Raw genomic sequence first — 17192 nt, 5'->3', positions numbered from 1 at the left:
AGCGGTGCCCTCATCCCCCGCGCAGCAGCCCCCGTCCGACGACGCCGCAGAGCCCGGCCCCGCGGCGTCGGCCACCTCTAGTGCCCCGGGCCTGAACCGGCAGATCCTCGCGCTCGCCGTGCCCGCGTTCGGGGCGCTGATCGCGGAGCCGCTGTTCCTGCTCGCGGATTCGGCGATCATCGGGCACCTGGGCACCGCCGAGCTCGCGGGTGTGGGGATCGCGTCCACCCTGGTGCAGACCGTGGTGGGGCTCATGGTGTTCCTGGCCTACAGCACCACACCGGCGGTGGCACGACACCTCGGGGCCGGGCGGATGGCGGACGCCCTGCGCGTGGGTCGGGACGGACTGTGGACCGCCGCGGGCCTCGGCATCCTCCTGGCGGCCGTGGGTGCTGTGGTGATGCGGCCCCTGCTGCGCGCGATGGGCGCGCAGGGGGAGGTGCTGGACCACGCGACGTCGTACGCGCTGTGGTCCCTGCCCGGCCTGGTGGCCATGCTGATCGTCCTCGCGGCGGTGGGGGTGCTGCGCGGGCTGCAGGACACCACCACCCCGCTGCTCGTCGCCGGTGTGGGTGCGGCCGTGAACGCCGGGCTGAACTTCGCCCTGGTCTACGGCGCGCACCTGGGGGTGGCCGGCGCGGCGATCGGCACCAGCATCACGCAGTGGGGCATGGCCCTGACCTACCTGGTGATGCTGGGGCGCCGGTTCCGCGCTGAGGGCGTGGCGGTGCGGACAAGCTGGAGCGGGATCCGCGGGCACCTGACGGTGGGCTCGTGGCTCATGCTGCGCACCCTGTCCCTGCGGGTGGCGATCCTCTCCACCGTGGTGGTGGCCACTGCGCAGGGCGCCGAGAACCTGGCCGCGTACCAGCTGACGATGACCATCTTCAACTTCCTGGCCTTCGCCCTGGACGCGCTCGCCATCGCCGCTCAGGCGCTGCTGGGCAAGGAGCTGGGCGCCCGGGATGTGAGCCGCCAGCAAGACCGGGATGCCGTGCGGCTGCTCATGCGGCGGCTGCTGCGCTGGGGGCTCGGCTTCGGCGTGGTCACCGGGCTGCTGGTGGGTGTGCTGGGCCCGCGGCTGGGGTTCCTGTTCACGGACTCGCAGGATGTGCAGGCACTGTTCGGCGTCTCCCTGCTGGTGGTCGCCGTGGGCCAGCCGGTCGCGGCGTTCGTGTTCGTGCTCGACGGCGTGCTGATCGGCGCCGGGGACGCCCGCTACCTGGCCCTGGCCGGGGTCGTGAACCTGGTGGTGTACCTCCCGCTGCTGTGGGCCGTGGCCCAGTGGGGCGGCACCGGAGCCGCCGGGGCGGTGTGGCTGTGGCTCGCGTACGCCGGTGGCTACACGGGCGCCCGTGCCGCCACCCTGGGGTGGCGGATCCGCGGTTCGCGCTGGATGCTCGCCATGGCGTGAGGGCAGGGCATCACCGCAATGGGCCCGCGGGAGCTGCGGAGACGTCCGGGAGGTGCCGTCGCGTGGAGGTACGGCGGGGCAGAGCGCCGGGCCGAGCGGCGTCGTGCGCCGGGGCCCGTGAGCGCCGGGATCACGCGTGGTGAACCGTTCCGTTCCCAGCTCACGGGACTACTGTTAAGGCATGAACAAAGACGTTCGCAACACCTCGTCCACCGCTCCCGTCCTCGTGGGCATCGACGGATCGGAGATCGCCCTGCGGGCTCTCGACCGTGCGCTCGCGGAGGCCCGTGCCCGCAACGTGGGTGTGCGCCTGATCGGCGCGTTCCCCGTGGCCATCGTGGGGGAGCCCGAACTGGAGGCCCGCTACCGGGACGCCGTCAGCCAGGAGTGCGAGAACAACCTGCTGGCCGCCGTGGAGCACGCCCGGCAGCAGGATCCGGAGGTCCCGCTCGACACGGTCACCGCCGAGGGCGACGCCGCCCGCTCCGTGCTGCGCGCCGCCAAGGACTGCTCCCTGGTGGTCATGGGCAAGCGCGGCCGGGGAGGTGCCCTGCGCGGCCGCCTGGGCTCGGTCTCCAACGCGGTGGCCGCCCACAGCCCCGTTCCCGTGATCGTGGTCCCGCCCGGGGCGCAGCAGGACTCCTCGGACCAGGAGCAGGCACGCTCCGAGGCGCAGGAGGCACAGGACGTCCAGCTCACCGAGCAGCAGGACAAGGCGCGCGTCCCCGCGTCCGAGACGGACTTCTCCGGGACCGTGGTGGTGGGCGTGGACGCCGCCGGGGACGAGAACCCCGCGGTGGCCCAGGCCATCGAGTACGCCACGTCCCACGGGCTGGGGCTCAGCCTGGTGACCGTGAACGGCGCGCTGTCCGGGACGCCCGAGTGGTTCCAGGACCAGTACAACCAGACCTACTACTTCGAGGAGTCCCTCAAGAAGCTCTCGGCGCTGGCGCGCAACATCGCGGAGCGGGCACCGGGTGTGCAGGTCTCGGACTACGCGTTCCTGGGCCGGCCGGGGCGCGTGCTCGTGCAGGCCTCCCGCACCGCGGAACTCGTGGTGGTGGGTTCCCGCGGGGTCGGCGGGTTCACCGGCCTGCTCATGGGCTCCGTGTCCCAGGCCGTGCTGACCGGCGCCGCCGGACCCGTGATGGTGGTCCCCAGCAAGCGCTGAGCCCGCTCCAGCACATTCCCCTTCCCGATCGAGACAAGCAGGTGCAGATTCATGACACAGAACATCGTGGTGGCGTACGACGGCTCCGACCACAGTGAGCGCGCCCTGGACTGGGCGATCGCGGAGTCCCAGCAGCGGCAGCTGCCCGTGAAGATCGTGCTCTCCACGGGGCGCCAGACCGGGCTGGACCAGTCCCTCTACGGGGCCTTCGCGGAGGCTCTGCAGGAGGAGTCGGAGAAGCTCGCCAAGCACGCCGTGGAGAAGGCGAGGACCGCGGGAGTCACCGCCCAGGGCATCATCGAGCGCGGCGACGCCGCCGGGGTCATCGTCTACGAGGCGCAGGACGCCGCCATGGTGGTCATGGGCAAGCGCGGCCACCACGGGGTGCGCGGCCGGGTGGGCTCGGTCTCCGCGGCCGTGGCCTCCCACGCCAAGGCCCCGGTGGTCATCCTCCCGGAGAGCTGGGACCCCGAGGCGCGCGAGTCCCGTCCCGAGGGTGAGAGTTTCACGGGCTGCGTGGTGGTGGGTGTGGACAAGCTGGGCGCCAAGAACGCCGCGGTGCCGCTGGCCGCCCGCTACGCCGCGGAGCACGGCCTCACGCTCGCGGTGGTCAGCGTGGTCCCCACCACCAGCTACCTGCCCATGAACTCCTACGAGCTGGACCGCGCCGTCCAGGAGCAGCTCAAGGCACCGGCCCAGGAGCTCACGGAGTCCGTGGCGCAGGAGCTGCGCGGAGACTTCCCGGACCTGGAGATCGTCACGCGCGTGCTGGACGGGCGCCCCGCGGACGCACTCGTGGACGCCTCGCACACCGCGGACCTCATGGTCATGGGCACGCGCGGCTACGGCGGCTTCCGCGGTCTGCTCATGGGTTCCGTCTCCCAGGCGGTGCTGGCGGACGCGGACTCCCCGGTGATGGTGGTTCCCGGCGCACGCAGCTGACGCGCACGACGCCGCACTGCGGGCTCTCGCGGGCCGGTTCCCTGGACCAGGGGGCCGGCCCGCGGTCCTGTCCTCCGTGCGCCGCGCCGAAGGACTTCCCGATGTGGCCCGGGACACGACGCGCACGTAGCCTGGACGGCACGAAGCGGCGCACCGCGCCGGAGACCGAGCCCGGGAGGATCCCGTGACCACCTCAAAGACCGCCCTGTCCCCTGCATCGCGCGTGCTGCTCACGGCAGGGTTGGGCGCCTCCCTCGTGGTGGGCTCCGCGCTGCCCGCCCAGGTCCTGGAGGTTCCGCCGCGGCCGGCCGAGGGTGCGGTCCAGGACCAGGCGGACCTGCTGACCACGCAGGAGGAGGCGGACCTCAACCGGCTGATCGGGGACAAGAACAAGGACAACGAGTACATCCGCGCCTCGGTGCTCACGGTGAACGACACCCAGGGTGAGGACATCGAGGAGTTCTCCCGCAAGGTCGCCACGGACTGGGGCGTGGGTGAGGACGGCCGCAACAACGGCGTGCTCGTGGTCGCGGACATGGGCGAAAGGGAGCTGCGCATCGAGGTGGCGGACGGCGCCCGCGAGGTGCTCTCGGACTCAGATGCCGAGAAGATCATGGAGCAGGAGCTCGAGCCCGGGTTCCAGGACGAGGACTACGCCGGCGCGTTCACGGACACCGTCACGGAGGTCTACGACCAGGCGAACCCTCAGGCCGCCGCGGACCGGCAGGCCAAGAGCAACACCCTCGTGGCGGTGGTGCTCGGGGCGCTCGGGCTCGGTGGCGTGGTGACCGCCCTCCTCGTCTGGGGTCGCAGCCGCCGCACCAAGAAGATTCGTGAGCAGGCGGACCGGGAGATCGAGCAGTTCCAGCGCGAGCACCCGGAGGAGAACATCACGGAGGGCATGCGCCGTGCGTACTACCGCTACCGGGAGCAGAACCGCAAGGCTCCCGGGCTCAACGACACCCCCGGCACCGCCAAGGACAAGGACGGGGTGGAGCGCGAGGTCCAGTACGCGCCGTCGTTCCAGTCCTGGCTGCCGCTGTACGTGATGTACCCGTCCGTCTACAGCGGGATCTCCCACTCGTCCGGTTCCTCGGGATCGAACTACGGCGGGGGCGCGTCCACCTCGTTCGGCGGCGGTGGCGGCTTCACCGGCGGCGGGGCGTCCGGCAGCTTCTGAGCGCGGCCTGCGCGGCCCGCCGGGGGACGACGCCGCTGCGTTGCCGCCCGCGGGGCGCGGCGGCCCGGGCGGGTGCCAGGCGTCGTCGTGCTCCGTGGTGCTCGCACGGGACGGGACGCACGGGAGTCGGGGTGGGCGTGGGTGTGCTCAGACGGCGTCGAAGACGTTGAGGTAGCGCCGGATCCGTTCGTTGCCGGACGCGAAGAAGTCCTCCGGGGTGCCGTCGAACCCCACGCCGCCGTCCGCGAGGAACACGATCCTGTCCGCGACCCGGCGGGCGAAGCCGATGTTGTGGGTCACCACCACCAGGGAGCGGCGCTCGCGGGCCAGCTCCACCATGACCTTGATGACCTCGGCCTCCAGCTCGGGGTCCAGCGCGGAGGTGGGCTCGTCGAAGAGCAGGTAGTCCGGCTCCACCGCCAGGGCCCGGGCGATCGCCACGCGCTGCTGCTGTCCGCCCGAGAGGTTGTCCGGGTACTCGTCCAGCCGGTGCGCCATGCCCACCTTGTCCAGCAGCTCCTCGGCACGGGCGCGCGCGGTCGCGCGGTCGGTCTTGCCGTTGAGCACCGGTGGCATGGCCACGTTGTCCCGCACGCTCTGGTGGGGGAACAGGTTGTACCCCTGGAACACCATGGCCGAGCGGCGGCGGATGGCGGAGACCTGCTTGCGGGTGAGCGCCCCGCCGAAGGTCACCGAGTCCCCGTTGATGCTCAGGCTCCCGGACTCGGGAATCTCCAGCAGGTTCATGGTGCGCAGCAGCGTGGACTTCCCGGACCCGGACGGCCCCAGCACCACGGTGGTCTCACCGTCCCGCAGGGACAGCGAGATGCCCTTCAGCACCGGGGTGTCCCCGAAGCTCTTGGAGACGTCGCGCAGCTCAAGCATGGGGGCTCCTCACGTAGCGGTTGGACGCCCGCTCCAGGCGGGACTGCAGGAAGGACAGGACGGTGAAGATGGCCAGGTAGATCACGGCCACCTCCGTGTAGAGCGCGAGCGGCTGGAACGTGGTGGCCGCGATCTGGCGGCCCACCTGGAACACGTCCGCCAGGGTGATGACCATCACCAGGGACGTGCCCTTGACCAGGTCGATCAGGTCGTTGCCCAGCGGTGGCAGCGCGATCCGCAGCGCCTGGGGTGCGATCACGTGGCGGACGGTCTGCCACCCCGTGTAGTTCAGGGTCCGGGCGGCCTCGAGCTGGCCCCGCGGGATGGACTGCACGGAGGCCCGCAGGGTCTCCGCGGCGTAGGCGCCGGTGTTCAGCGTGAACGCGATGATCGCGGACGTCCACGCGGAAAGCGTGATCCCCGCGGCGGGCAGCCCGTAGAAGATGATGAACAGCTGCACCAGGATCGGGGTGCCCCGGAACAGCCACACGTAGAAGCGGGAGACCCACTGCAGCGGCAGGATCCGGCTCAGGCGCATGGTGGTGGCGAGCACCGCGACCACCAGGGCCAGCACGAAGGAGACGATGCTGAGCGGAATGGTCACCGTCACGGTGGCCGCCAGCAGCTGGGGCAGGGAATCGGCCCATAGGCTCAGGAAATCTGTCATGGCTCCGGGGTGAGGTCGGTGGACACGTACTTCTCGTAGATCCGCTTCAGATCTCCGTTGTCCATGTGGGTGGTCAGGGACGCGTCCACGGCCGAGCGCAGCCGCGGCTGGTTCAGGGGCATGAGCACCGCGGACTCGGAGGGCTCGCCGAGCGCGCCCTCCAGGAGGCGGATCTCGGCGTCCGGGCGCTGGTCGAAGAAGGACTGGAACGTCACGAAGTCGTTGCCGGTCATGTCCACGCGGCCGAAGGTCACGAGCATGACCGCTTCGTCGAAGCCCGTCACGGGCACCAGCTGGGCGCCCTGCTGGGCCATGGTCTGGCCGAAGTTGGAGGTCTCCGTCTGAGCCGCGGTGTGCCCGGAGACCTGGTCCACGGAGGTCAGCGGGGAGTCCTTCGCGACCCCCACGCGCCCCTCCGACACCGCGTAGGGGACGGAGAAGTCGAACTTCTCCTTGCGCTTGTCCGTGGGGGCGATGTTGTTGAGCACCAGGTCGTAGCGCCCGGCGTCCACCCCGGCGATCAGCGAGTCCCACTGGGTCTCCACGAACGTGGCGCGCACGTCGAGGTCCCGGGCGATCAACTCGGCGATCTCCTTCTCGAAGCCCACCAGAGCCCCGGAGCCGTCGTGGTAGCCGTAGGGGCGGAACGTTCCCTCCATGCCGATGCGCACTTCGCCGGCGTTTTGGATCCGCTGCAGGACGTCCTCGGTGGGCGCAGTGGCGGAACCGTCCGGAGCCCCGGACGGCGAGGAGCAGGCCGCGAGAACGGCACTGAGCCCCACCAGTCCGGTGGCGCCGAGGACGGCCCGCCGGGTCGGTCGGTGCGGTGACATGGCGATCCCCGCGCTCAGGCGGCGTCGAGGGCCTGGGCGAGGTCCGCGAGCAGGTCCTCGACGTCCTCGATGCCCACGGCCACGCGCAGCAGGTTCTCGGTCAGGTGGGCGGTCTCCCGGTCCTCGGGGGAGTACGCCCCGTGGGTCATGGAGGTGGGGAGGCAGATCAGGGACTCGATCCCGCCCAGGCTCACGGCGAAGCCGAAGATCTTCAGTGCGCCCAGGAACGCGCGGACGTCCGTGCCCGGCACGAGCTCGAACGAGAACAGGCCGCCGGGTCCGTCGGCTTGGCCCTCCTGGATCCGGGCCTCGGTGTCGTCGTACGAGCCCGGCACGAGAACGTGCGCCACCTCGGGGCGCCCGCGCAGGAAATCCACGATCCTCCGGGCGTTCTCCTGCTGGCGGTCCAGGCGGATCCCCAGGGTCTTGACGGACTGGATCAGTCGGTACGAGTCGATGGGGGACAGCACCCCGCCCGAGATCATCTGGGCCAGGTGCACCTGCTCGGCCAGGGCGTCGTCATTCGTGCTCACGACGCCGCCCAGCAGGTCCCCGTGCCCACCCAGGTACTTGGTGGCGGACTGCACGGTGGCGTCCGCGCCGAGGTCCAGGGGACGCTGCAGGTAGGGCGTGAGGAACGTGTTGTCCACGACCACCTGGGCGCCGTGGCGGTGGGCCAGCTCCACCACGCGGCGGATGTCGGTCACGCGCAGCGTGGGGTTGGAGGGGGTCTCCAGGAACACCATGCGGGTGCTCTCGTCGAAGTCCTCGTCCGTGAGCTGGTTGAGGTCGTCGTGGAAGTGGGTGGTCACACCGCGCTTGGGCAGCTCGATGGTGGCCCAGCGGTAGTTCCCGCCGTACACGGGCAGGCCCATGATGATCGAGTCACCGGAGTGCAGGGTCCCCAGCACGGCGCCCGTGGCCGCCATGCCGGTGGAGAACGCGAAGGAGCGACGCGCCCCCTCGAGGGCCGCCAGCGTGGTCTCGGCGTCGGTGCGGGTGGGGTTGGACCCGCGCTGGTACTCGAACGGTCCTTCCCCGCCCTCGGTGGGCTGCAGGAACGTGGACGCGGTGTGGATCGGGGGCACCACGGCGCCCAGGGCGACGTCGTGCAGCGCGTGGATGGTGCGAGTGGTGAAGCCTGCCAAAAGATCCTCCGTCGACGTGGTCAAGGGAGTCAGGTCTACACCGTGCCGCCCGGTGGGCGCTACCCGTGTTGCGCCGGATGTCGCGCGGCGTCCCGCAGCAGCAGCCGGTGCAGCGTGGTGTCCCCCATGAGCTCGGGGTGGAAGCTGATGCCCAGGATGCTCCCCTGCCGCACCGCGACCACCGCGTCCCCGTGCCTTGCGAGCACCTCCACGCCCTCGCCGGTGCGGGTGACCTCCGGCGCGCGGATGAAGGCAGCCTTCAGGTGGTCTCCCGGCCCGACGACGTCGCTCGGCGGGCCCAGCCACGGCAGGTCCACCTCCGCGGACGCCACCTGCGAGCCGAACGCGTTGCGGTTCACGCTCACGTCCAGCACGCCCAGGGACTGCTGACCCGGAGCGGGGTCCTCGATTCCCGAGGACAGCATGATGAGCCCCGCGCACGTCCCGAGCGTGGGCAGCCCGCCGCGGATCGCCTCCTGCAGCGGCTCGAACAGTCCGAAGGTGCGGCACAGCCGGTCCACGGTGGAGGACTCGCCGCCGGGCAGGATGAGGGCGTCGATCCGCGGGTGCCCCGCGGCATCCACCAGGTCCTCGGCCGCGCGCACCTTCACGGCACGAGCACCCAGGGACTCCACAGCGCGCATGTGCTCCACGACCCCGCCCTGCAGGGCGAGCACGCCCACGACGGGCACTGTCCCGGCCCGATCGGAGTCGGCACCGCTGCGCTGCTCCGGCACGGCGGCGCCGCCGCGGTCGGTGCCCTGAGGGGGCGACGACGCCGCACCCCCGGCCCGCGCGCCCGAGGTGGGGAGGGCGGCGGTGGCCGGGAGGGCGGCGTCGTCGGTCATGGGGTGCTGCGAGCGGGGCTCGCTCACCAACCGCGCTCCGCGAGACGGTGCGGCGCGGGGAGGTCGGCCACGTTGATGCCCACCATGGCCTCGCCGAGACCGCGGGAGGCGTCCGCGATGCGGGCGGGGTCGTCGTAGTAGGCGGTCGCGGCCACGATCGCGCGCGCACGCTCGGCGGGGTTGCCGGATTTGAAGATGCCGGAGCCCACGAACACGCCGTCCGCGCCCAGCTGCATCATCATCGCGGCGTCCGCGGGGGTGGCCACGCCGCCGGCGGTGAACATCACGACCGGCAGGGACCCGGTGCGGGCCACCTCGGCCACGAGCTCGTAGGGGGCCTGCAGCTCCTTGGCCTTGACGTACAGGGCATCCGGTGCGGCGGTGTAGAGCGCCTGCAGCTCCGCAATCTGCGCACGGATGGTGCGGATGTGCTTGGTGGCCTCGGAGACGTCACCCGTGCCGGCCTCGCCCTTGGAGCGGATCATGGCTGCACCCTCGGTGATCCGGCGCAGCGCCTCGCCCAGGTTGGTGGCGCCGCACACGAACGGGACGTCGAAGCGGTGCTTGTCGATGTGGTTGGCGTAGTCCGCCGGGGAGAGCACCTCGGACTCGTCGATGTAGTCCACCTTGAGGTGCTGCAGCACCTGCGCCTCCACGAAGTGCCCGATCCGCGCCTTGGCCATCACGGGGATGGAGACGGTGTCGATGATGGACTCGATGAGGTCCGGATCGCTCATCCGGGCCACGCCGCCCTGCGAGCGGATGTCCGCGGGCACGCGCTCCAGGGCCATGACGGCCACCGCACCGGCGTCCTCGGCGATCCGTGCCTGCTCCGCGGTGACCACGTCCATGATCACGCCGCCCTTGAGCATGTCCGCGAGACCGCGCTTCACGAGGCGCGAGCCGGTCACGGGGGTGGGGTTCTGGGCGGAGGTCTGGGAAGTCTCAGTCATGGGGTCCATGCTGACGCGCGGAAGTGGTCCAGTGCCAGAGCCATAATTGATGGAAATGGCTGGTCCAGATGCCGTGGGGCGGTGATGACGCGATAACGAGGGAAATAGTGGCGGGTATATAAAATTTGCTATATCCGCATAGAATTTCCTGCATGGACCTCGCTGCCAATCCCTACAGCCCCGGCTCGGGCCTTCGCCCGAAAGTCCTCAGCGGCCGCGCGGCGGAAGTCGAGGCCTTCGACCTCATGATCGCCCGCACCAAGCTGCGCCGCCCCAACCGGGGAATGGTCCTCACCGGGCTGCGCGGTGTGGGCAAGACAGTGCTCCTGAACGTTCTCCGGGCCCGGGCAGACCACCACGGCTGGCTCACGGTCCAGTTGGAGGGTCGTCCGGAGGGGCGGGGCCGGGAGGAAGTCCGGGACAGGCTCGCCCGTGAGCTCATCGTCGCCGCCCGGCGGCACCACGGGCGTCACCCGGGACCCCGCTTCGCGGAAGCCCTGTCCACCATCCAGTCCTTCAGCGTCTCGGTGGGCCCCGGTGGGGTGTCCGCAGGGGTGGATCTGACGGGCGGGCGGGCCGGTTCCGGGCGTCTGGACGTGGACGTGGAAGAACTCGTGGCGGACCTCAGCGAACCCCTCGCGGCTGAGCACAGTGCCTTCGGCCTGTTCATCGACGAGATGCAGGACCTGGATCCGGATCTGATGAGTGCCATCATCACGGTGCAGCACATCGCCGGGCAGCGGGACTGGCCGTTCTACCTCATCTGCGCGGGACTGCCCACCTTGCCCGCGACCCTCAGTGCCGCACGCAGCTACGCAGAGCGCCTCTTCGACTACCGGAGCATCGGACCGCTGAGCCGAGAGGCGGCGGGTCATGCCCTCTCCAGGCCCGCGAAAGAGGTCGGTGCAGCATTCGAGCCCGAGGCGCTCGATGCGCTCGTCTCCGCCACGGGCGGCTGTCCCTACTTCATCCAGGAGTTCGGCCAGGCCGTGTGGGAGGTCGCCCCGTCCACCCCTTTCACTGCTGAGGATGCGGAGCTGGCCATCCAGCGGGGATGGGCGCAGCTGGACGCCGGGTTCTTCCCCGCACGGTGGGGGCGGGCCACTGGCAGGGAGCGTCAGTACATGAGCGCCATGGCACAGGATGGCGACGGGCCGTCGAGAACCGGTGAGTTGGCGGCACGCCTCGGTGTCACCACGAGCACGCTCGGTCCCACCCGCGCGCAGCTGCTTCACAAAGGCATGATCTACGCACCTGAGCACGGGAAGGTGGCCTTCACGGTGCCTGGTATGGCCGGATACATCGCTCGGCAGTTCGGGGCATGAGGCACCCCCGGGACATCGACCTGCCCCTCACCGTGGACCGCACCTCCGGGGTGCCCCTGGGTGAGCAGCTGGTGCGTCAGGTCCGTGACCTCGTGGCGCGCGGCGTGCTGCGCCCGGGGGATCCGCTGCCCTCCTCCCGGGCGCTCGCGGCCCGCCTGGGCACCTCTCGCGGCACCGTGACCGCGGCGTGGGACGTCCTCACGGGGGAGGGCTACCTCGTGGCGGACCGCGGCGCCACGCGGATCACGCCGTCCCTGCACCTGGACCGGGAGCCCGCACCGGCAACGACGACGCCCCCATCCCGTACGCTTCCGGCCCCGGTCCGCACGACGCCGCGCCGGTCCCTCTCAGTGCCGCCCCCGTCTCAGACGACTCCGCCCCGCGCGACGCCGCACGACCGCACGAGCACACCTCGCCTTGCGACGCCGCCCGCCCGCCCGGGCGACGCGCGGCATGCCGGATCTGCCGCCACACCACCAGGGACCCCGCTCCCGAGCGTGACCACCGTGGGCGGGGCCCGGGTCCTCGACCTGCGCCCGGGCACGGGCCCCGTCACCGCCCTGGACACCCCCGCGTGGCGCGGCGCGTGGCGGGACGCCGCGGGCGCGACCGCTCGGGGCGAGACGCCGGGGGCATCCCTCCAGGAGCACCTCTCGGCGTACCTGCGGCTCAGCCGTGGCATCGTGCGCGCCCCGGAGGACATCCTGGTCACGGCCGGGGTCCGGGACGGGCTGCAGCTGGTGCTGCGGGTGCTAGGGCTCGCACGGCGTCGCACCCTGCGGGTGGCCGTGGAGAATCCCGGCTATCCCGCGCTGCGCCGGGTGGTGGAGGCCGCCGGGCACACTGCCCTGCCAGTGACCGTGGACCACCACGGCCTGGACCCCGCCGCCCTGCCCACCGGATGCTGGGGTGGTGCGAGCCGCTGGGACGTGAGCGCACCCCCGGACGTGCTGGTGCTCACCCCGGGCCACCAGTACCCGCTGGGCGGCACCATGCCCGTGAGCCGCCGCGCGGAACTGCTGGCCTGGGCGCGTGAGCACGGCGCGGTGGTCATCGAGGACGACTACGACTCCGAGCTGCGCCACACCGGCCAGCCCCTGCCCGCCCTCGGGGCCCTGGACACCGCGCGGGACACCGTGGTCACCCTCGGCAGCTTCGCCAAGGTGCTCGGCAGCTCCGTGGGGGTGGGCCACCTGGTGGCCCCGGACCCGCTGCTGCCGGAGCTGATCCGCGCGCGGGCGGACCTGGGCTCGCCGGTGTCCCGCGTGGCGCAGGACGCGATCGCCCGGTTCATGGACGCCGGGGAGTTCCAGCGCCACACCGCGCGCATGCGCCGTTCCTTCCGCCGACGCCGCTCGCTCGTCTCGGACGCGCTCGCGGACCTCCCCGGGGTGGTCGTGGTGCCCATGGCCGGTGGCGCCCACGCGGTGGTCGAGGTTCCGGATGAGGACGCCGCGGTGGCCCGGGCACGTGAGCGGGGCGTGCTGGTGAGCGGGCTCGGGGAGTACTGGACGGGACGAGCGCGCCCCGCGGGACGGACGCAGGCGGCGTCGTCGTCCGGGGGCGGGCTGGTGCTGGGGCTGACCGCACGGGACGAGGATCTCGCGCGAGGCACGGGTGTGCTGCGGGAGGTGCTGGGCGGCGCTGCGGCCGGCGGCGCTCCGGATGCCGGGGAACCCACCAGGGGCGCTCGCTAGACTGGCCGAAACACCCACGGCAGATTCAGGAGTTCCGGCGTGCCCCCACAGATTTCCGCACCGCGCGGCGGCGAGAACCGCGCCGACCGGGGAACCGACGTGCGCCACGACCTCTGGGCACCCACGCTGGTGCGCGCGGCGGTGGCCCTCGTGTTCGCGGCCGTCACGGTGTTCTGGCAGGAGCCCTCGCTCGAGGCCGGGCGCTGGGTCATGGCGTTCTTCCTGGTAGGCACGGGCGCGTCCGCGATCTTCCTGCAGGTGCGCCTGAACCGCCGCGAGGACGTGGACCTCGGGGCCAGCCGGTCCATTCCGCAGTCCTACGGCGTGCTGTACGTCCTGGGCGGTGTGCTCACCGCAGTGGTGGCCCAGAGCAACTGGTTGTTCGTCCTGCTGTCCTCGGTGATCCTGGCGCTGTGCGGGATCACGGAACTCGTGCTCGGCATGCGCTTCCGCGGGCAGTTCCCGCTGGGGCGGGACTGGACCCTGTGCGGTGCGATCACCGTGTTCGCCGCCATGGGCATGGTGCTCGTGGAGACCCTCGGGGCCAAGGCCGAGCTGGGCGTGGTGGGCGGTGCCGCCATCCTGATCGGTGTCACCCAGCTGATCGCCGCGCTGAGCCTGCGCCACGACGCGCGGGTGGCGGACGGCCCCGCCGCGGGCCCGGCCCGCGAGGCCTGACGGCGTAGACTGACCCCTTGAACCGACGGGCGGGAAGCCGCCCCTGACGCACACCCCCAGCACTGCCAGGAGGAATCACGTGGCCCAGCGCACTGAGCACAACGGCCGGCGCAAGACCGACATCAAGGGGCCCCTGGTCATCTCGGCGGTGCTCGCGGTCGTGGCCTTCGTGATCGTGTCCGTGGTGGCCGCCGGCGGTTCGGACAACGCCGCCCGCGTGGGCCTCGGGCTGATCGCCGCGGGCATCACGTTCATCGCCTCCGTAGTGGTGTGCGCCACCCTCATGCTGCTGGAGAAGCCCAACGCCGAGGAGCTCGGCCAGGGCACCGGCGTGAACCGCTCCTCCGCCAAGATCTTCGCGGAGAACAAGGCCCGCCGGGAGGCCGAGCGGGCCCGCCGGGCCGAGCAGGGTGGCACCGCCTCCACCGCCTCGGACGAGCCGGAGTTCGGGCAGCGCGTGCACCCGGACACCCAGGGTGAGGAGCCGGGCTCGAGCGCCCGCTGATCCGCTCACTGATCTGTTGACGGCTCCGCCCCGGTGACTCCTGGTCCCCGGGGCGGAGCCGTTGTGGCAGCTCGCGCCGCCGCGCGCGCCCTCAGCGCGCGAAACCCCGCAGCCGCAGCGAGTTCAGCACCACGAACACCGAGCTGAACGCCATGGCGGCACCGGCGACCATGGGGTTGAGCAGCCCCAGGGCGGCCACCGGGATGGCCACGGTGTTGTACGCGAACGCCCAGAACAGGTTGGACTTGATGGTGGACAGCGTCCTGCGGGACAGCCGGATGGCCAGCGGAACAGCGGTGAGCTCGCTGCGCACCACGGTGATGTCCGCGGCCTGCATGGCGGCGTCCGTGCCGGAGCCCATGGCGATCCCGAGGTCGGCGGTGGTCAGGGCCGGGGCGTCGTTGACGCCGTCGCCCACCATGGCCACCACGTGACCCTCGGAGCGCAGCTTCTCGATGGCCTGGACCTTGCCGTCCGGGGTGACGTCCGCGATCACGTCCGCGGGGTCGATGCCCACCTGCTCGGCCACGGAACGCGCCACCGCGGCGTTGTCACCGGTCAGCAGGACGGGGCGCAGCCCCAGGTCCTTGAGCTCGGCGATCGCCGCCGGGGCCTCGTCCTTCACGGTGTCCCGCAGGTCGACGAACCCGGCCAGCCGCCCGTCCACCGCCACGAGGATGGTGGTGGTGCCGCCCGCGCGGGCCAGCTCCAGGGCGTTGGTCTCCTCGGTGTTCAGGCGCACGCCGTTCTCGTGCAGCCAGGACTCCCGGCCCACCACCACGAAGCGCGCGTTCATGCCGTCCGGGACGTAGCCCCGCACGCCGCCGCCCGGTGCGGACTCGAAGCGGGTGACCTCGTAGCGGTGCGGGGTGGCCGCCGCAATGGCGTGGGCGATCGGGTGCTCCGAGTAGCGCTCCACGGCCGCGGACAGGTCCAGCACCTGATCCTTGGACCACGCGTTCAGCGGGGTCACCGCGCTCACGGCCATCTCACCGTGGGTCACGGTGCCGGTCTTGTCCATCACCACGGAGTCCACGGAACGGGTGTCCTCCAGGACCTCCGCGGACGTGATGAGGATGCCCAGCTGGGCGCCGCGCCCGGTTCCGGTGAGCATGGCCGTGGGGGTGGCCAGGCCCAGGGCGCACGGGCACGCGATGACCAGCACGGACACCGCCGCCACGAACGCGCGGTTGGGGTCCCCGGTCACCAGCAACCAGATCACGAGCGTCAGCAGGGCGATGCCCATGACCACGGGCACGAACACGGAGGAGATCCGGTCCGCGAGCCGCGCCACGGGGGCCTTTGTGGCCTGGGCGCGCGCGACCGTGCGGCTCATGGAAGCCAGCACGGTGTCCGAGCCCACGTGGGTGGCGCGGGCCAGCAGCCGACCCGTGGTGTTCACGGTGGCTCCGGTCAGCTCGTCCCCGGGCCCCACCTCCAAGGGCATGGACTCACCGGTGAGCATGGAGGCGTCCACGGCGGACTCGCCCTCCAGCACCACGGCGTCCGTGGCGATCTTCTCGCCCGGGTGCACCGCGAAGGTGTCTCCCACCCGCAGCTCGGACACGGGCACTGTGCGTTCGGTGCCGTCCTCGGCCACCACGGTGGCCTGCTGCGCGCCGAGGTCCAGCAGGGCCTTCAGGGCCTCACCGGAGCGGGACTTGGCGCGGGCCTCGAGCCAGCGCCCCAGCAGCAGGAACGTGGTCACCAGGGCGGCGGACTCGAAGTACAGCTGGTGCCCGGACATGTCCATGGCCGCGCCCGGGTGGGCGTGGGCGGTCATGCCCGGATCGGCCACCAGGTGCCACAGCGAGAACAGGTACGCGGCGGCCACGCCCAGGGACACGAGCGTGTCCATGGTGGTGGACAGGTGCCGGGCGTTCACGGCGGTGGCCCGGTGGAACGGCCACGCCGCCCACGTGACCACGGGCAGCGCGAGCAGCGCCGCCATCCAGCCCCAGTGCGGGAACTGGGCTCCCGGGACCATGGACATCACGAACACGGGCACGGAGAAGGCCGCCGCGACCCAGAAGCGCCTCTTGAGGTCGTTCATCCGGCGCTGCGCCGGGGTGGTCTCGAGCGCCGGATCGCGGTGCTCGTTCCCGGCCGGGCCCTGCTCGAGGTCCTCCGGCTGTCCCGCGGTGCGTTCCGGGGCATCGGGGGGCACGGCACCCACGGAAGTTGCGTCAGGGGAGGCGGGCGACGACGTCGTGCCCGCCGTTGCGTCCGGTGCGTCCGCCTGGTCGGGGGTTGCGTGGGAGACGGGGTTCCCGCCCTGGCGGGGAGTGCCGGTGGGCTCGGGCTCCGTGCCACGAGGGGATGTCCCGGACGGCGCCGGGGACGCGCCGGAGCCGTGGGTCGCGGTGGTCCCCCGGGCGGCGTCGGGGGCGCCGGTGCCGGTCCGGCCCTGGGACGCCGGCGCGCTCTGCTGCGCGCCTCCCGTGATGCGGGCCTCGTACCCGGCGCGGTGGACGGTGTCCACGATCTGCTCGTCCGGGACGTTCTGCGGGACCTTCACGGTCGCGGACTCCAGGGCCAGGTTCACCGCGGGGTCCACGCCGTCGATCTTGCGCAGCTTGCGCTCGATCCGGCCCACGCACGAGGCGCACGTCATGCCGGAGATCTCCAGCTCCAGCTCCCGCAGGGGTCCGTGGACCTCGCTGTCAAGGGTGTCGGTGGATGCGGTGGGGTCACTCAACGGTGTACCCCGCTTCCGTCACGGCCGCGGAGATCTCCTCCGGGCTCAGCTCGCGCTCGCTCGTGATGCTCACCGGGGACGTGCCGCCCGCATGGAAATCCACGTCCACGGACGTCACGCCGGGGATCTCGGACAGCTCCTCCGTGACGGAGGAGACGCAGTGGCCGCAGGTCATGCCGGAGACGTTGACGGTGGTGTTCATGAATTTCTCCTTCGAGTCGGTGGGCCCGGGGGCGGGCCCGGAAGTC

General features: G+C 71.9%; 16 protein-coding genes. 8 read left to right on the top strand and 8 right to left on the bottom strand.

The genetic code is table 11. From position 1 onward, the window contains the following. Window positions 1-4 precede the first annotated feature (4 nt). From P8S73_RS06885 to P8S73_RS06870, 4 genes are all read left to right on the top strand, one after another. Window positions 5-1414: an MATE family efflux transporter gene (locus P8S73_RS06885; RefSeq protein ID WP_396350271.1), complete on the top strand. Its 1410-nt coding sequence runs from the start codon at window positions 5-7 to the stop codon at window positions 1412-1414. 181 nt (window positions 1415-1595) lie between these two features. Continuing rightward, the gene (locus tag P8S73_RS06880; protein ID WP_396350270.1) at window positions 1596-2585 is read left to right on the top strand and encodes a universal stress protein; all 990 of its coding nucleotides are present in this window, start codon (window positions 1596-1598) and stop codon (window positions 2583-2585) included. A 51-nt stretch (window positions 2586-2636) separates the two neighbouring features. After that, window positions 2637-3527 (top strand): universal stress protein, encoded by an 891-nt coding sequence (locus tag P8S73_RS06875; protein ID WP_121566258.1) that lies wholly within the window; start codon window positions 2637-2639, stop codon window positions 3525-3527. A gap of 184 nt (window positions 3528-3711) precedes the next feature. Continuing rightward, complete coding sequence (locus P8S73_RS06870; protein WP_396350269.1) at window positions 3712-4707, top strand: TPM domain-containing protein; 996 nt, start codon at window positions 3712-3714, stop codon at window positions 4705-4707. 147 nt (window positions 4708-4854) lie between these two features. On the opposite strand, the gene P8S73_RS06865 is transcribed toward P8S73_RS06870, so the two are convergent. From P8S73_RS06865 to pdxS, 6 genes are read right to left on the bottom strand one after another with little or no spacing between them, the layout of a single operon-like run. Continuing rightward, window positions 4855-5592, bottom strand: a complete 738-nt coding sequence (locus P8S73_RS06865) for an amino acid ABC transporter ATP-binding protein (protein WP_019309735.1) — start codon at window positions 5590-5592, stop codon at window positions 4855-4857. Further along, window positions 5585-6259, bottom strand: coding sequence for an amino acid ABC transporter permease (locus P8S73_RS06860; RefSeq protein ID WP_019309736.1), 675 nt, complete (start codon window positions 6257-6259; stop codon window positions 5585-5587). The genes P8S73_RS06865 and P8S73_RS06860 overlap by 8 nt, the downstream gene beginning before the upstream one ends. After that, a complete protein-coding gene (locus P8S73_RS06855) occupies window positions 6256-7092 on the bottom strand; it encodes a transporter substrate-binding domain-containing protein (RefSeq protein WP_019309737.1) in 837 nt (278 codons plus the stop codon). Before P8S73_RS06855 ends, P8S73_RS06860 begins: the two co-directional genes overlap by 4 nt. Window positions 7093-7106: 14 nt before the next feature. After that, a complete protein-coding gene (locus P8S73_RS06850) occupies window positions 7107-8240 on the bottom strand; it encodes a PLP-dependent aspartate aminotransferase family protein (protein WP_144802205.1) in 1134 nt (377 codons plus the stop codon). 59 nt (window positions 8241-8299) lie between these two features. Next, window positions 8300-9115 carry a pyridoxal 5'-phosphate synthase glutaminase subunit PdxT gene (gene pdxT, locus P8S73_RS06845; RefSeq protein WP_186319713.1) on the bottom strand — a complete coding sequence of 272 codons (816 nt, stop codon included), beginning with the start codon at window positions 9113-9115 and terminating at the stop codon, window positions 8300-8302. Further along, window positions 9112-10041 carry a pyridoxal 5'-phosphate synthase lyase subunit PdxS gene (gene pdxS, locus P8S73_RS06840; RefSeq protein WP_019309740.1) on the bottom strand — a complete coding sequence of 310 codons (930 nt, stop codon included), beginning with the start codon at window positions 10039-10041 and terminating at the stop codon, window positions 9112-9114. Before pdxS ends, pdxT begins: the two co-directional genes overlap by 4 nt. A 152-nt stretch (window positions 10042-10193) precedes the next feature. On the opposite strand from pdxS, the gene P8S73_RS06835 reads away from it, so the two are divergent. From P8S73_RS06835 to P8S73_RS06820, 4 genes are all read left to right on the top strand, one after another. Beyond that, a complete protein-coding gene (locus tag P8S73_RS06835) occupies window positions 10194-11366 on the top strand; it encodes an ATP-binding protein (RefSeq protein WP_059281661.1) in 1173 nt (390 codons plus the stop codon). Beyond that, complete coding sequence (locus P8S73_RS06830) at window positions 11363-13063, top strand: PLP-dependent aminotransferase family protein (RefSeq protein WP_396350268.1); 1701 nt, start codon at window positions 11363-11365, stop codon at window positions 13061-13063. The genes P8S73_RS06835 and P8S73_RS06830 overlap by 4 nt, the downstream gene beginning before the upstream one ends. Before the next feature lie 39 nt (window positions 13064-13102). After that, window positions 13103-13741, top strand: coding sequence for a hypothetical protein (locus P8S73_RS06825; protein WP_257744266.1), 639 nt, complete (start codon window positions 13103-13105; stop codon window positions 13739-13741). A 79-nt stretch (window positions 13742-13820) separates the two neighbouring features. Next, window positions 13821-14246 (top strand): hypothetical protein, encoded by a 426-nt coding sequence (locus tag P8S73_RS06820; RefSeq protein WP_070637160.1) that lies wholly within the window; start codon window positions 13821-13823, stop codon window positions 14244-14246. Between the two features lie 91 nt (window positions 14247-14337). On the opposite strand, the gene P8S73_RS06815 is transcribed toward P8S73_RS06820, so the two are convergent. Together P8S73_RS06815 and P8S73_RS06810 are read right to left on the bottom strand one after the other, a co-directional pair. Continuing rightward, on the bottom strand, window positions 14338-16944 hold the full coding sequence (locus tag P8S73_RS06815) for a heavy metal translocating P-type ATPase (RefSeq protein WP_396350267.1): 2607 nt from the start codon (window positions 16942-16944) through the stop codon (window positions 14338-14340). After that, window positions 16937-17146, bottom strand: coding sequence for a heavy-metal-associated domain-containing protein (locus tag P8S73_RS06810; RefSeq protein WP_144802149.1), 210 nt, complete (start codon window positions 17144-17146; stop codon window positions 16937-16939). Before P8S73_RS06810 ends, P8S73_RS06815 begins: the two co-directional genes overlap by 8 nt. Between the last annotated feature and the right edge of the window lie 46 nt (window positions 17147-17192).

This window comes from Kocuria sp. ChxB, assembly GCF_044359605.1.
In the GTDB taxonomy this organism is placed as follows: domain Bacteria; phylum Actinomycetota; class Actinomycetes; order Actinomycetales; family Micrococcaceae; genus Kocuria; species Kocuria rhizophila.
This window is presented reverse-complemented; position numbering and strand designations above follow the sequence as displayed.